Raw genomic sequence first — 16081 nt, 5'->3', positions numbered from 1 at the left:
CGTTATTGTATTGCTATCAATATCTCCTTGCGGAGCGTATCGTTCTGAGCGGACAGCACGTAGCTGGCTATCCTGAACGCCCCCGCCTGTTTAAAGGGATTGCTGATGGTAATGGTAGCCGCCTTCTCTTCCGAAAAAGCAAAGGCCGGGTACACCAGTTGATACGTGGCTGTATCCGGCGCGGTAACAGTAAAGAATACCTTCACCGGGCTGGTGACCTTGCCCCGGCCCGGGTTCCTGAATAATTGCGTGGTAACGTTCACGGATGTATTGGTATCCACCCGGTAAGCGTCTGCAGATAATAAGATATCATCAGGCGCTGCCGGCTGGAATACCAGGGTGGTATCGATCCGGATGGATTTTACTTCCGCGGAGACCTTCGCCGTACCTGCCTGGTCACTCAGCAGCGTTGCAGACGCCACCCCGCTGGCATTGGCTTTTACGGTCAGCACCGTATCCCCGTTCTCAAAAGTGCCCAGCGAGGTCTTGAACTGTACATCCCGGTTGGCGGCATCAGCTTCCGGGTGTAGCTGTACGGTAAGCACGCTGGTGCTGCTGCTGTCCGCCTCCAACTGCAGGCTGGAAACGCCGCTGAACCGGATAATGTCTGCTACGGCAGGGCCGTCTTCCCCGCCTATGGTATAGGTGTCCACATCCTTTTCACAGCCCATGACAGCGGCAATGAACAGGCATAATAATATATATGGTTTGTGCTGCATAATCCGTTATTTAAAATACAATACGCCTTCCGTGGAAGAGGTATCCCCGTTGGCGTCCGTGGCCTCCAGCACGATCTGGCAGGGCTGCAGCCTGAAGGAGCCCTCCGTCAGCTCAAATTCCAGCTCCATTTCATACAAGGTCCAGTTAGCCTCGATGTCCTTCTCCGAGCGGTCCGACTTTTCCCGTTCCCCCTCCTCCGTGATGATGAAGACCGGCTGCTCTTCTTCCACCGTCAGCAGGAAAACAACGTCGCGGCTGGCCATATTGCCTGTTTTAGCCTCAAACGATACGGTAACCGGCGTGGTGCCCTTACGGATGGTGTCCGGCTCAAAGGTGAGCCCTCTTACTTTTATAGCCATGGTGCTTATTGTTTAAAAACGGCGTCCCCTATTCCCTGTAAAAGCGATTTGGCATCTACATCGATCGAGAGAGAAACGAAAGGCGCCGCGGCAAAGCGGTAATTGTTGGTGCTGGCCAGGGGATTGGCCGGGAGTTTATAATAGAAATATCCGCCGCTGTTGATCTTCAGCCAGGGGGTGAGGCGGAAGCCTACGCCCAGCACGAGCGCCTTGTTGTCATCCAGCAATCCTTTCCGTACGCTGTCCTGCTGCACGGAAGTAATGGAAAAGCCCAGCAGCAGGGAAGTGCGGGACAATACAAAGTCCCAGGGCTCCCGGTAATGCGACAGGGGGATGGTTTTATCCAGGGGACGGAAATAAATGTTCAGTCCTGTATATACGTTAGCCCGGTCCATGCGGCCCACATACGCCAGCCCCAGATCAAAGGTGATGTACAGGCGGGCCTGCTTCACAAAATCCTGCGGGTAGGTGGCGGACAGCACGCGGTTGCTGCGCACATTGCTGACGATATATTGGCTGATCAGTTCATCTATGGCCTGGTCCTTGGCGGCTATTACCTCGTCCAACTCGCGGATAAATTCGCTGGTATCGTCTGCCAGGGCCTCGTTCAGGGCGGTGCTGTCATTCTCCCGGGCGATCTTGCCCAACTGCCCTACCAGCTTCGTATAGGTATCATCGTTCTTTTGGAGCGCGATCCATTTGATGTTACGCACGTTGCGCCGTACCGCATTTATATTCACCTGCTGCTGCCGTTGCCTGGCGGACAGGGTGGCATTGTTCCCTCCCAGCAGCCTTCTCTCCAGGTCCGCCAGGTTCCGGGAGGCATTGCCGATGCCCCGGAACAGCTCCACGATATTCTTCAGCTCCGTTTCATAATCCTTTTTAACGAGGATATAGGAAGGATCTGCCTTTTTCACCGCGGTCGCTACCGCCGAAGAAAATCCTTCGGTAACGGCAGGCAGCATTTTGTAGCCGGTAGGGTTCACAAAACGCTGGTAAGCAATAGTGTCAATGAACCGGGTAAGGCTGGCGTCCTCCTTGAGCGTGGCGGCCAGGGCTTCCTGCTGGCTGGCAGTGAGCGGCGCGGATTCATTGGCCTCCACTTCCAGGATATAATTGTGGTTCGGCTTCAGCTTGAACGGGAAGAGGGTGCTGGCCTCCGTACCGGAAAAGCCGGCGTTCCTCACCAGGGAGTCGGACTTCAGTACCCGGTTGTCGGGCAGTGACATCACGTATTTAAAATCAATCTCCTTCGGCCCGTTCCGGTAATGTTTCCGCTCATAGGACGCATCGTTGATCACATATACGCGGGCAATGATGGCCTGTACGCCGGCCGGTATGTTCGTGAATTTGATGGAGAACTGCTTGTCAAAAGGCAGGATGTGCTTCAGGGAGCGGGCCCCCAGGTCAAATTCCACGGGTACAATATCATTGGTATTGTCGCTGGTCTGGGTAACGGGGGCAGCGGGTTCAGAGCTGTCGGACTGCGCATAGCCTGGCAATGCCATCAGCAGGAACATATTTGCGAAACCGGCGTATAAGCAGCCGCGAAATAAGGTGCGGAGAGTAAAAATTTGCTTCATTGGTTTGTAACAGGGATCATCGGGGCAACCAGAGATGCGCCGTGCCCGAAGCTAAACAAACTTATTGAGACCAGCAAGTTTCATAAACCGGATTTTCTATATATCATAATTTCCTCTCACACGAATCATCGTCATTTGCCATTCGTGATCCCGCAGCATATACCTGCGTTAATACAGGGAATAATGTATTGCTTACCTACCCTGAAAAAGACTTAATAATAAAAAAATACGCTTCATAAATATTCATCGCTCCCTTCCTGTAAGGATTATACGGATATAAAATAATTATATATTCCTATTTGGAATGAACCGGGCGCTCATAGTGGGTTACAGGGGGGTATTATGAACTATTTTTTTTGTAAATTCATGTCAGATTAACACAAACTACAGACCCTATGAGCCTTAAACTTCGTCGCATCAAAAATGCCGCAATTACAAATGTGATAGTTTTAGCAGCACCTTTTGTTCCCTCGCCGGCATAAGGCGGATGTTCATGTAGAACAGTTGAACAGGAGCTGCCAAACGCATGTGAATAACATGGATACGTGTGAGCATTACAGGTAGGATATCTTTATTGAGCTGACTATATCTTTTAAATACGGTACGTTACCAGGTGCATCTTCAAACCATCATTCACCTGGTCTTCCCTATGTTCTGCAAAAAAAATGCACGCAACAACAACCCTGTCCGTCGAATAGACCGTATATATAGGAATGATAGGCACTTATTAGTTTCAGATAGCCATAAGCCTTCCGGTAAGGCACGGGAATTATTTGGGGTATACCGTTAACCGTTGCCTGCTGCCGGAGCAAACCATACAACTATGAAAAGATGACCGAGCACCATACAGGTGGCTATGTACAGGAACATCCGTGTTCCATCTATCCATTAAGAAAATTAAAATATTAACGGATGAATATTATTGGCGTTACTCCTTTTGAAAAACCCGACGCAGGGCTTGCTTTGGCCCTGGCGAAAGCAAAAGCATTTCCTGTCATTCACCTTGGGCGAGACAAAGCATTAGCAGCAGCCGCCCTTTCCCGCTTCACCGCGCAAAGCGATCAGCCCTTCGGCGTTTGCTTTGCCGGCGCCCATCCTATGGATATCTCCTTACCGGAACAGGTGACATTGGCCATCCTGCCCTATGGCATGAAGGTATCATTGCGCCCCGGCGTACAGATATACTACCAGGTGCATTCCATAGGCGAAGCGCACAAAGCCAGGGCCGCACAGGCCAGCGGTATTATTGTAAAAGGCAATGAAGGCGCCGGGCAGGTAAGCGATGAATCCTCCTTCATCCTGTTCCAGCGTGTAGCCAGGGAAGTGAGGGATGTGCCCATTTGGGTGCAGGGCGGCGCAGGCATTCATACGGCCGCCGCGCTGTACGCTACCGGCGCGGCAGGCGTGGTGCTGGACAGCCAGCTCGTATTGTTCCCTGAATGCCAGGCGCCCGCCGCCCTTAAAAGCGTATGCGAAAAGCTGAACGGCAACGAAACCCGGGTCATAGACCACTTCCGGGTGCTGGTACGCCCCCACTCTCCCGCCCTGCCGGAGCAGGCCACGCAGGCCGACCTGGAACCATACCTGCACACGCTGGACCTGGACAAAGGCTACCTGCCCCTGGGCCAGGACATCGCCATCGGCATTGACCTGGCGCAACGCTACAAAAAGTTGGGCAGGCTGGTATTTGCCCTGCAGGAAGCTGCCCACGGGCACCTGCACCAGGCAAAAACACTGAATGTATTAAGCCCGGGCAACCCGCTTTCCAAAGAGCTGGGCATTCCCTATCCCATTGCGCAGGGGCCTATGACCCGCGTAAGCGACGTGCCTGCATTTGCGGCAGCCGTGGCGGACGACGGCGGCCTGCCCTTTGTGGCGCTGTCCCTGTTAAAAGGAGAACAGGCCCGCCAGCTCATCCTCCATACCAAATCGCTGGCCGGCAACCGGCCCTGGGGCGTGGGCATACTGGGCTTTGCCCCGCCGGAGCTACGGGAAGAACAGATCTCCTATATAAAGGAAGAGCGGCCGCCCATCGTGCTGATTGCGGGCGGACGGCCCTCCCAGGCCAAAGCCCTGGAACAGGCGGGTATCAAGACCTTCCTGCATGTGCCTTCCGCCTCCCTGCTGGACATGTTTATCAAGGAAGGCGCGCGGCGCTTTGTATTTGAAGGCCGGGAATGCGGCGGGCACGTAGGCCCCCTTTCCAGCATGGTGTTGTGGGAGCGGCAGGTGGAACGCCTGCTGCAGGAGGAGCATGCCGGCCAGTTCAGCATATTCTTTGCCGGCGGTATTCATGACGCCCTTTCCGCAGCGTTTGTTTCCGTACTGGCGGCGCCGTTAGCCGCCAAAGGAGCCAGGATAGGCGTACTGATGGGCACCGCCTACATCTATACCCGGGAGGCCGTAAGCAGCGGCGCTATCCTGCAGCAGTTCCAGGAACAGGCCATGGAGCATAAGGAAACGGTGCTGCTGGAAACCGCTCCCGGGCACGAGACCCGCTGCCTGTACACGCCTTTTGCGGATTTCTTCAACGCGGAAAAAACGCGCCTGCAACTGGCCGGTACAGATAAAAAAGAGATATGGGCCCTGCTGGAACAACTGAATGTGGGCCGCCTGCGTATAGCCGCCAAAGGTATGGAGCGCAGGGGCGATGCCCTGGTAAAGATCAATGCCGGGGAACAGTTGCAGGCCGGCATGTACATGATAGGACAGGTAGCCGCGCTCCGGGATCGCATCATCTCCATAGCGGAGCTGCACAAGGTAGTGGCCGAAGATAATTTTACCCTGGTGCAGCAGGCCACGCCGCCGCCGGCGCCCCGCCGGCCTGAAAAAGCGCTGGATGTAGCGATCGTGGGCATGGCCTGCATCTACCCCGGCGCCAGGAATATAGAAGAATACTGGCGCAATATTATACTCGGGAAAGATTGCATCACGGAGGTGCCGGACGAGCGCTGGAACAAAGCCCTCTACTTTGACCCCGCCGCTACCGGCGGTGAAAAATCGCCTTCCAAATGGGGCGGCTTCATTCCTAAAATTGATTTCGACCCGGTAGCTTTCGGCATTCCGCCGCAATCGCTGGCCGCCATTGACCCCGCGCAGCTATTGAGCCTGCTGGTGGCCAAACAGGCGCTGGACAATGCCGGTTACGGCAGCGCCAATATCAACCGCGAGAACGTATCGGTGATCATTGGCGCGGAAGCCGGCACCGACCTGGCGAACAACTACGGTTTCCGCTCCCTCTTTACCCAGGTATTCGGGGAAGTGCCGCCGGAGCTGCACGATACGCTGCCCAAGCTCACGGAAGACTCTTTCCCCGGCGTGCTGGCCAATGTAATAGCCGGCCGTATCACCAACCGGCTGGACCTGGGCGGGCGCAACTACACGGTAGACGCCGCCTGCGCCTCCTCCCTGGCCGCCATCGACCTGGCCTGCCAGGAGCTGATCCTGGAAAAGTCCGACATGGTGATTGCCGGCGCGGCAGACCTGCACAACAGCATTAACGACTACCTGATGTTCGCCAGCACGCACGCGTTGTCCCGCAAGGGCAAGTGCGCCACCTTTGATGCAGATGCCGACGGCATTGCACTGGGCGAAGGCGTAGCCATGGTAGTGCTGAAAAGATACGAGGACGCGCAACGCGACGGCGATACCATTTACGCCGTTATAAAAGGCGTAGGCGGCTCCAGCGACGGCAAGAGCCTGGGCCTCACCGCTCCCCGCAAGGCCGGGCAGACCAGCGCACTGGAACGCGCCTACGAACAGGCGGGTATCTCCCCTGCCGCTGCCGGCCTGGTAGAGGCGCATGGCACCGGCACCGTGGTAGGCGACCGTACAGAGCTCAGCGCCATATCGGACCTACTGGTACGCTCCGGCGCTACCGCTGCGCAAACGCATTTAGGCTCCGTAAAAACACAGATAGGCCATACCAAATGTGCGGCCGGGCTGGCAGGCCTGATCAAGGCGGCGCTGTCCGTTTACCACGGCGTAAAACCGCCTACGCTGCACCTGCAAACACCCAATGGTTTCTATGACCCGGCGCACAGCCCCTTTGCCTTCAACACACAGGCAGGGCTGTGGAACGCGGATAAAAGGATAGCCGGCATCAGCGCATTCGGGTTTGGCGGCACTAACTTCCATGCCGTGATAGAAAACCACAGCCCATCCGTGCCCGACACGCCCGTGATCAGCGCCTGGCCGGCGGAGCTGCTGGTGTTCAGGGGCCGCATCCCGGATGATGTGCAGCCGCTGCTGCAAAAGGTAAAGACACTGCTGGAAAATAACGATAACATTCAACTGAAAGATATTGCATACAGCCTTTACACATACAACGCGCTGCCCGTACAGCTTTGCATAGTGGCAGACAGCACGGAGGACCTGCTGCTGAAGCTGGACCTGGCCCTTACCGGCGTAGCGGCTAACGGCATCTACCCCACGCAGCCCGTAGAGGGGAAGGTGGCCTTCCTGTTTCCCGGGCAGGGCAGCCAGCGCGTGGACATGGCCAGGGACCTGCTGGTAGCTTTCCCCGCCATGCGCCGCCTGTTAAAGGACAAACCGCATTACGAGCAGGTGCTCTTCCCGGCGGCCGCATTTGATCCCGCGCGCCAGAAAGAACAGAGAACCGCCATCAGGGACACGCGCCGGGCGCAGCCCCTGCTGGGCATGGTAGACCTGGCCATCGCCACCTTCCTGCAGGCGCTGGGCATCGCGCCGGATATGCTGGCAGGGCACAGCTACGGCGAACTGCCGGCCCTCTGCTTTGCCGGCGTGTTTGCAGAAGACCAGTTGGTGCCGCTCAGCGAAAAAAGGGCCGCCGCCATCCTGGACGCCGTGGGCGATGACAAAGGCGCCATGCTGGCCGTGAGCTGCAAAGAGGAAGTGCTCACCGGCCTTACCTGGGACACGGAAGACATCTGGCTGGTGAACCATAACTCACCCCTGCAATGGGTAGTAGCCGGCACTACACCGGCCATAGCCCGGCTGGCGGAAAAACTGCAGGGCGCCAACATCTACTTCCAGCAACTGGAAGTAGCCTGCGCCTTCCACAGCCCCCTGCTGGCCAGGGCCAAAGAGTTGTACCATACCGCTATCAGTGATGCTGCTTTCCGCGAGCCATCCATCCCGGTATGGTCCAATACCACCGCTGCGGTATATCCCTCTGCACCGGACGCCATCCGGGAAAGGCTGGCAGAGCACCTGGTGCAGCCGGTGAAGTTTGCGGAAGAGATAGAACAGATGTATGCGCAGGGCGCCCGCATTTTCATTGAGACGGGGCCGGGTAAAGTGCTGAGCAACCTGACCAGGGCCATCATCGGCGATGATGAGCTGATATTGCATACGGAAGATAAAGACCAGCCGGGCATTACCCACCTGCTGCACACCATTGCCCGGTACATGGCCAGCGGCAGGCCCGTGCAGATGGAAAAACTGTTTGAAGGCCGCAATGCCGGGCCACTGGACCTCGATGCGCCGGAACAATATAAAAAGAGCAGCACCGTATGGCTGGTAAACGGGCAAATGGCCGTACCGGCTACCGGCAAGCTGCCGGCGCATGGCGCACTGCCCATTACCACACCGCTGCGCTTAAAAGGCGCCCAGCCCAATACGGTGGTGATCAACCAGGGCGGGGCCGAACAAATGGTGGAAGCATACCTCAACAGCGTAAAACATATTGTGCAGGCCCAGCGGGATGTGATACTGGGCTACCTGGGCCATACACCACAACATTTTAATACCGCTCCCCTGCCGGACCTGTCGCCTGCTCAGCCCATCCCCCCGGCAGCTCCCCTGCATGCCAGCGGGAACGGCAGCAGCAACGGCCATGCTTATACGAACGGCAGCAGCGCACCGCAGCCCGCTCCCGCAGCCGGCAAGGATGTAAAGGAAATACTGCTGGCCGTGATCAGCGACAAGACCGGTTACCCGCCGGACATGCTGGGCATGGAAATGGACCTGGAAGCAGACCTCAGCATAGACTCCATCAAGCGCATGGAGATCATCGGTGAGCTGCGCACCCGCCTGGGCGGCTTCAGGAACGCTGCCGTGGGCGAGGAAACACTGGTGGAACAACTGGCTGCCATCAAAACCCTGAAAGGGCTGGTGGACTGGATCACGGAAAACGCGACGGAAGCTGCCGCTCTCAACACCACATCCAACATCCTGCCCCCTGCTTCCAGCATCCCGCCTCCTGCATCCAACATCCCGCTTCAGGCTTCCGACATACAAACCGTGCTGCTGAACGTAGTGAGCGAAAAGACCGGCTACCCGCCCGACATGCTGGGCCTGGAGCTGGACCTGGAAGCGGACCTTAGCATAGACTCCATCAAGCGCATGGAGATCATCGGCGAGCTGAAAACAAGGCTGGGCGGACTGCAGCAGAACGGCCAGCAGGCGGAGGAGCAGATGGAACAGTTGGCCGCCATCAAAACCCTGCAGGGACTGATCCAGTGGCTGGCGGAAACCAGCGCCGGGCAGTTTGAGCCGGTGCAGGAAGCCAAAAAGATCATAGAACAGGGCTTTGTAAACAACGGGCTGCAGGAAAAGCTGTCCCGCATGCGCTTTGAGCTCACGCCTTCCCTCCTGCAGGCCAATGCAGTGGCCCACCTGGAAGGATACGCCTTTGCGGTGACGGATGATGGCGGGCCTATTGCCACTGCCATCAAAAACCTGCTGGAACAGCAGGGCGCATCCGTCACCATTATCCGGGAGGCAGATCCGCTGGAAGGCTATCACGGCCTGATCATTCTCGATATCTTCTCCTCCCCGCAGCGGCCGGATATTATCAGCTCCTTCTCACTCGTAAAAAAGCTGGACTTCGATAAAGTGAAATGGGTGTACGCCATCTCCGATTTTGACGGGCACCTGGGACAGGCGGACCTGCAGTTGCTGCAGCACTTCCAGGGTTACACCGGCTTCTTCAAAAGCCTGGATAAAGAGTACGAGCATACGAAATGCCGCACCATCAACCTGGCCAACAAGCTGTCGCCGGAAAAGATCGCCGCCATTGCGCTGGATGAGATATTGCACCCGGAGGGCCCCTCAGAAGTGATCTATCACAACGATGCCCGGCAAACCCGGGAACCGGTGCCCTCCCGCCTTACCATCGGCAACGCGCCGGACATCCACCTGGACAAACAGTCCGTGATACTGGTGCTGGGCGGCGCACAGGGGATCACATCGGAACTGATGATCCGCTTCTCCAAAGAGTATCCCTGCCACTACATACTGGTAGGCCGCTCCGCCGACCCGCGCAAGCACATGCAGGACCAGTACGCCTTCCTGAAAAGCAAGGACGAGATCAGGCAATACCTGGTGGCACAGGGGCAGTTGAAAAAGCCGGCGGACATCGAAAAGAAAACAGCCGAGATACACAAGTACAACCAGATACTGCACACCATTACCGCCCTGGAGCAGAATGGCGCCACGGTGGCCTACCACTCGCTGGACCTGCGCGACGAAGCAGGCCTGCGCACCTTCATCCACAGCGTGTACAAGGAGTACGGCCGCATAGATGGCGTGGTGCACGGGGCCGGCCTGCTGGAAGACAAGCTGTTTCACCAGAAAACGCCGGAATCCTTTGAAAGGGTGTTCTCCACCAAGGTAACGCCGCTGCGCGTGCTGGCCGAACAACTGAATGCAGATACCCAGTTTGTGATCCTGTTCTCCAGCGTAGCCTCCGTGTACGGCAACCGTGGACAGACGGATTATGCCGCCGCCAACAGCGTGATGGACCGCTACGCCCGCGTGCTGAAGCAACAGTTGAACGCCAAGGTCATGGCCATTAACTGGGGCCCCTGGAAAGGCACCGGCATGGTATCGCCCTCCCTGGAAAAGGAATATGAGCGCAGGGGCATCGCGCTGATCCCGCTGCCGGACGGTATGGAAACTTTTATCGACGAACTGAAATACGGTAACGAAAGCCAGGTGGTTATTATGGCGGGAAGTATGAAATAGGAAGTTGGAAGTATGAGGTAGGAAGTAAGATGAGCTTCACATATTCATACTTCCAGCGTGCTACCTCAATCTTCATACATCATACTTCTTACTTCTTTCTTCAAATTCAATAGATGGAGCGCAACACTGATATTGCAATCATAGGCATGTCCTGCATTTTTCCGGGGGCCGGGGATGTAGCGGCTTTCTGGAATAATATCATCAACCGGGTGGACGCCATTCAAACGGTGCCGGAAAACCGGCTGGAAGGCATGTTCTTTTCCGGGGAGCCCGCCGTAGACCGCTTCTATTGCAGGCGTGGCGGGTTTATAGACGAATATGCATTATTTGATCCTATACAATACGGCATACTGCCGCTGGTGGTAGACAGTACCGAACCGGAGCAGTTGCTGGCCCTGGGCCTGGCCGATAAGGCGCTGGCGGATGCGGGCGTGTTTGAAAAAGCGCTGCCGCTGGACAATACCGCCATTATCATCGGCAAGGGCAATTACCCCGGCCCGGGCGCCGTCAGGGGCATTGAGATCATCCGCACCGGCGAGCAGATCGTGCGGGTATTGCGGCACCTGCTGCCGGAACTGCCGGAAGCAGCGCTGGACCGGGTCAAGAAAGAATTCCAGGTAAAGAAAGGCCGCTTTGGCCCGGATACCGCCATGGGATTGATCCCCAACCTGGTGGCCTCCCTAGTGGCCAACCGCCTGAACCTGGGCGGCACGGCCTATACCATAGACGCCGCCTGCGCCAGTTCCCTCATCGCCGTGGATCATGCCGTACAGGAACTGCGCAGCCGCCGCGCCGATATGGTGATCGCCGGCGGCGTGCATGCCAGCCAGAACGCGCCTTTCTGGAGCATCTTCACCCAGTTGGGCGCCCTGTCCCGCAACCAGCAGATACGGCCCTTTGATCAGAAGGCGGACGGCCTGCTGATCGGGGAAGGCTGCGGTTTCGTGGTGCTGAAAAGGCTGGAGGACGCCGTACGCGACGGGCACCGCATTTACGCGGTGATCAAAGGCGTGGGCGTATCCAGCGATGGCGCCGGCGCAAGCGTGATGAGCCCCTCTGTAAAAGGACAGGCCAAAGCCATCCGGCAGGCATGGCAGCAGGCCGGCGCCGACCTGCGGGAAATAGGATACATAGAAGCGCACGGCACCGCCACCCAACTGGGCGATAAAACAGAGCTGGACACCCTGCTGCAGGTGTTCGGTAATGATGCCTCCTTGCCCAAAGCAGGCATCGGCACCATTAAATCCATGATCGGCCATGCCATGCCCGCCGCCGGTATGGCGGGGCTCATTAAGACCGCGCTGGGCCTCTACCATGGCAAGCTGCCGCCTACCCTCCACTGCGAAGAGCCGTTGCCGTTCATGCACCAAACCCGCTTTTCGCCCGTACAGGAAGCGGTGGACTGGGAAGCTACCGGGCTGCCGCGCCGCGCCGGCGTAAATGCCTTCGGCTTTGGCGGCATCAATGCCCATGTGGTGCTGGAAGGCTTTGCAGAAAATACAGCCCCCGTAAAAAAACAATTCAACGGGCTGGCCGCCGGTTTAAAAAAAGATGCCGTGCTGCTGCTGGCCCGCCACGATAAAACCGCGCTGGTCAGGGCGCTGGAAACGGGTCAAAAAGAAACCGGGGAAGGCCATTATCGTATAGCCGTGTTTGATCCTACCCCGGAACGCATCAGCAAGGCCATTAAAATAGTCAATAAAGATATGCCCTGGCGGAACCGGCAGGACATCTGGTTTTCCAATGATCCCCTGCTGGCGGCAGGCGGCAAAACGGCTTTCCTGTTCCCCGGGCTGGACGGCCTGGCCAGCGGTGAGACCGACAGCGTGGCCGCTTACTTCAACCTGCCCGGCCTGCCCCGCGTCGCCGCCACCACCGGCGTGCTGGGCGCAGCGCAGCAGCAGCTTGAAAGCAGCGGCATACTGGACGCCGCCCTGAAGCGGCTGGGCGTGCAGCCGGACCTGAACGCCGGGCACAGCCTGGGTGAATGGCTGGCCGGGCGCGCCGCAGGCATGGTGGAAGAAGCCTCCCTGCTGCGCCTGCAGGAGCAACTGGACCCCGCTTTGTTTGAACAGCAGGATGCCACCTTCCTGGTGGCCGGCTGCGGTTATGACAAGCTTCGCCCCCTGCTGGAGAACACGAAGGACATCTACCTCTCCATAGACAATTGCCCGCAGCAGGTGATCCTCTGCGGCACGCATGCAGCCGTGGAAAAGTTTACCGCCACCTTGCGCGAAGCGCAGATCTTTTACCAGGTAATGCCTTTCCGCTCCGGCTTCCATTCCCCTTTTGTGCGGGAAAAGCTGGACCTGTTGCTGGCCGGCATGCACCTCCTGGAGTTCCGGGAAGCCAGCGTGCCCGTATGGTCCGCCACCACCCTAAGCACTTACCCCGATACCATAGCTGCCATCCGGGAGCTGAGCGTGGAGCACCTGCTGCAGCCTGTACGTTTCCGGGAACTGGTGGAAAAACTGCACCAGGAGGGCGTAAGGGTGTTTGTGCAGGTAGGCGCGGGCGGCCTGGTGGGCTTTGTGGATGATACTTTAAAAGGAAAGACCTACAGCGCCATAGCGGCCAGCGTACCCGTCAGATCAGGGCTTTGCCAACTGCAAAGGGTCCTGGCCGCGCTTTTTGTGGAAGGACAGGCAGTGGATACCTCCTTCATGGGCGCAGCCGCTGTTAAAAGCAAACCTGCCGCCGCACCAGTGAAGCTGCAGCTAGGCTCCCCCATCCTGCGGGAGCTGGATGCGCTGAAGCAGTTGCCGGTAGCAGCGCCCGTGCGGGCAGCCGGCATGCCGGAAACAGCCGCCTCCCCCGTCATGCAGGCCCTGCTGGCCAATTTTGAAGAGATATCGCATATCCAGCACTCTGTACTGGAAATATTACAGCAACGGAACAGCGCTAATAATAATGTCACTAACGGTAGCGGGCATACGGCCCCGCCGGTGCAAGCACCGGTGGCGGCAGCGGCGGTAAAAGCAACTCCCATCAGCAGCCCCCTTCATGTTTCACTGGACACCCACCCCTACCTGCTGGATCACTCACTGATACGGCAGCGGCCGGGATGGCACTGCCCGGACGATATGGAGCCGGTGATCCCCATGACCATGATACTGGAGCTGTTCGGGGATGCCGCGCTGGAAAACGCGCCGGGCATGCAGGTGCAAAAGATCATGCAGGTAAAGGTGCTGCAATGGATGAACGTGGCCACGCCTTTCCGGGAAACCATACTGGGCGAGTGGAAAGCGCCGGGCCGCCTGTACCTGCACCTGGAAAAATACGCCAGCGCAGAAGTGCTGCTGTCCCGGGAGTATAACCGGCCGGACCGGCAGCAGGCAGACATCGGCGCTCCGCTGGACCTGCACATTACGCCGGAGCAGATCTACAGCCAGCGCATGTTTCACGGCCCCGCCTACCAGGGCATCCGGGAGGTGAGCGTGATCGCCGAAAAAGGCATTACCGGCATCATTGAAGGCAGGGCCGGCAAAGGCTCCCTGCTGGACAATGCCGGGCAACTCTTCGGGCTGTGGCTGCAGCTAACGCTGCCCAAAGACCGTATAGCCTTCCCCGTGAAAATACAGGAGGTGGAATTTTACGCACCCCTGCAGGACCAGCAGGGCCGCTTTGAATGCACCTGCCGGCTTACATCGCTGAACGATGAATTTGCCATCGCGGATTTCATCCTGAAGCGGGACAACCAGGTGTGGGCCATTGTACGCGGCTGGCAGAACCGCCGCCTGGAAATAGATGAACGGCTGTGGAATGCCCTCATCTCCCCCGGGCACGCCCTGTCTGCGGAGATCGTACCGGGCGTGTTCATGTTCCATAATGCCTACAGCCGGGTCAATTCCTGGGATTTCATTGTAAAGCGCTACTTCAACCAGGCGGAGAAGAAACACTACAATGCCCTGCCCCTGCATAAAAAGAAAGAATGGACCATCAGCCGGGTGGCCGCCAAAGATGCGGTAAAAGCGCTGCTGCTGGACCAGCGGCAGGCCATGTACTACCCGGTGGAATTTGCCATTGCCTCCGGCGAAACCGGGCAGCCTTTTCCCGAAGGCCCCATGACGGACGGCATCCATATTTCCATCGCGCACAAAAATACCGACGCCGTAGCTATTGCCCGCCAGGGCCGGCCGGTAGGCATAGACATAGAAGAGATCCGGGAGCATAACACGGCTTTTAAAGAGCTGGTGTTTGATCCCGCGGAGCTGGCGCTGCTGGGCGACCGTGATCCTGCCGAATGGCTCACCCGCTACTGGGTGGCCAAGGAAGCCTACGGCAAGCACCTGGGCAAAGGCTTGCAGGGTAACCCGAAAGCCTATACGGTGTCAGCGATCAACGGGGAAGACCTGACCATCAAAGACATTATCATTCATACAATCAAGTATAAAAACTACATTATCGGATGGACCAGTTAACACAACCTACCAACCTGAGCGAGCAGGAGATCCTGGACGTACTGAAGCAATTCATCACGGAAGTGATCGGCGAAGAATTCGTGGAAGACCTCGAGATCACCCCGCAAAGCTCCTTTACCAAAGACCTGGAAATGGACAGTATCGAGATCGTGGCCTTTTCGGAAAAGGTAAAGGCGCATTTTGGCCGGAACATTGATTTTACGGGCTGGCTGTCCAACATGGACCTGGACGAGATCATCCAGTTGAACCTGGGCGATATCACCAAATACATCCGTTCATGCCTGTAGTGGACCTGCAACATACCCGCATCCACCTGCAGGAGATGAATACCGGGGCGGCAGAAACCGTGCTGATGATACACGGCATGTTCACCAACCTGTCTATCTATTATTTCAATATTGCGCCTATACTGGCGCAACGGTTCCATGTGGTGTTGTATGACCTGAAAGGTCACGGTATGAGCGGAAAGTCCAGCCACGGCTACCACCTGCAGGCCATGAGCGATGAGCTGATGGAACTGCTGGAAGTGCTGCAACTGGACGCCGTGCACCTGGCCGGTTACAGCTACGGCGGGTTGATCGCGCTGAAAACAGCGGCGCGCTTCCCGCAAAAGATAAAAAAGCTGGCCGTGATAGAAAGCCCGGACCCTTATGAACAGGAAACCATGAGCATCGTGGACATCTATAGCAAAGAGCTATTGCTCCATTTCATCAACGGGCAGCCCGGCCATGCCTTGCAGCCGGGCAAAAGGCAACTGGAGCGCCGGCACCGGATGTACGAGTTCCTGCTAAAGGAAAGCAGCATCCGCCAGGACATGCAGCAGGAGCGGCATTTCTTCAGCAGTGAGGAGATCACCGCCATCCCGCATGAAACGCTGCTGATCTACGGCGCATCGTCCGACTGCGCACCGGCAGGCCGCCACTTGCAGGAAAAAATAAACCGCTCCCGGCTGCTGCTGGTCAATGGCGACCACAACATCCCGGTGCAGGAGCCCATGACCATTGGACATGAACTAAAAAACTTTTTTGAGACCGATCTATAACGACAA

General features: G+C 57.3%; 7 protein-coding genes. 4 read left to right on the top strand and 3 right to left on the bottom strand.

Annotated features, from left to right (window positions below):
• Positions 1-2 precede the first annotated feature (2 nt).
• From LX66_RS16995 to LX66_RS16985, 3 genes are read right to left on the bottom strand one after another with little or no spacing between them, the layout of a single operon-like run.
• Complete coding sequence (locus LX66_RS16995) at positions 3-719, bottom strand: invasin domain 3-containing protein (RefSeq protein ID WP_145715581.1); 717 nt, start codon at positions 717-719, stop codon at positions 3-5.
• A gap of 6 nt (positions 720-725) precedes the next feature.
• On the bottom strand, positions 726-1079 hold the full coding sequence (locus LX66_RS16990; protein ID WP_145715578.1) for a hypothetical protein: 354 nt from the start codon (positions 1077-1079) through the stop codon (positions 726-728).
• A gap of 5 nt (positions 1080-1084) precedes the next feature.
• The gene (locus LX66_RS16985; protein ID WP_158642659.1) at positions 1085-2662 is read right to left on the bottom strand and encodes a hypothetical protein; all 1578 of its coding nucleotides are present in this window, start codon (positions 2660-2662) and stop codon (positions 1085-1087) included.
• 912 nt (positions 2663-3574) lie between these two features.
• Between LX66_RS16985 and LX66_RS16980 the strand changes: the two genes are divergently transcribed.
• The 4 genes from LX66_RS16980 to LX66_RS16965 all read left to right on the top strand — a co-directional run bounded on the left by LX66_RS16980 (position 3575) and on the right by LX66_RS16965 (position 16075).
• A complete protein-coding gene (locus tag LX66_RS16980) occupies positions 3575-10612 on the top strand; it encodes a type I polyketide synthase (RefSeq protein ID WP_145715574.1) in 7038 nt (2345 codons plus the stop codon).
• 113 nt (positions 10613-10725) lie between these two features.
• Positions 10726-15033, top strand: coding sequence for a type I polyketide synthase (locus tag LX66_RS16975; protein ID WP_145715572.1), 4308 nt, complete (start codon positions 10726-10728; stop codon positions 15031-15033).
• A complete protein-coding gene (locus tag LX66_RS16970; RefSeq protein WP_145715570.1) occupies positions 15021-15320 on the top strand; it encodes an acyl carrier protein in 300 nt (99 codons plus the stop codon). The genes LX66_RS16975 and LX66_RS16970 overlap by 13 nt, the downstream gene beginning before the upstream one ends.
• The gene (locus tag LX66_RS16965; protein WP_145715568.1) at positions 15311-16075 is read left to right on the top strand and encodes an alpha/beta fold hydrolase; all 765 of its coding nucleotides are present in this window, start codon (positions 15311-15313) and stop codon (positions 16073-16075) included. The genes LX66_RS16970 and LX66_RS16965 overlap by 10 nt, the downstream gene beginning before the upstream one ends.
• Positions 16076-16081: the final 6 nt, after the last annotated feature.

Origin of the sequence: Chitinophaga japonensis, assembly GCF_007830125.1 — a bacterium.
Taxonomy (GTDB): domain Bacteria; phylum Bacteroidota; class Bacteroidia; order Chitinophagales; family Chitinophagaceae; genus Chitinophaga; species Chitinophaga japonensis.
This window is presented reverse-complemented; position numbering and strand designations above follow the sequence as displayed.

Bases quoted from the DNA above. Each gene is read 5' to 3' on its own strand.
- LX66_RS16995 (WP_145715581.1), bottom strand. From the start codon at position 719: ATGCAGCACAAACCATATATATTATTATGCCTGTTCATTGCCGCTGTC.
- LX66_RS16990 (WP_145715578.1), bottom strand. From the start codon at position 1,079: ATGGCTATAAAAGTAAGAGGGCTCACCTTTGAGCCGGACACCATCCGT.
- LX66_RS16985 (WP_158642659.1), bottom strand. From the start codon at position 2,662: ATGAAGCAAATTTTTACTCTCCGCACCTTATTTCGCGGCTGCTTATAC.
- LX66_RS16980 (WP_145715574.1), top strand. From the start codon at position 3,575: ATGAATATTATTGGCGTTACTCCTTTTGAAAAACCCGACGCAGGGCTT.
- LX66_RS16975 (WP_145715572.1), top strand. From the start codon at position 10,726: ATGGAGCGCAACACTGATATTGCAATCATAGGCATGTCCTGCATTTTT.
- LX66_RS16970 (WP_145715570.1), top strand. From the start codon at position 15,021: ATGGACCAGTTAACACAACCTACCAACCTGAGCGAGCAGGAGATCCTG.
- LX66_RS16965 (WP_145715568.1), top strand. From the start codon at position 15,311: ATGCCTGTAGTGGACCTGCAACATACCCGCATCCACCTGCAGGAGATG.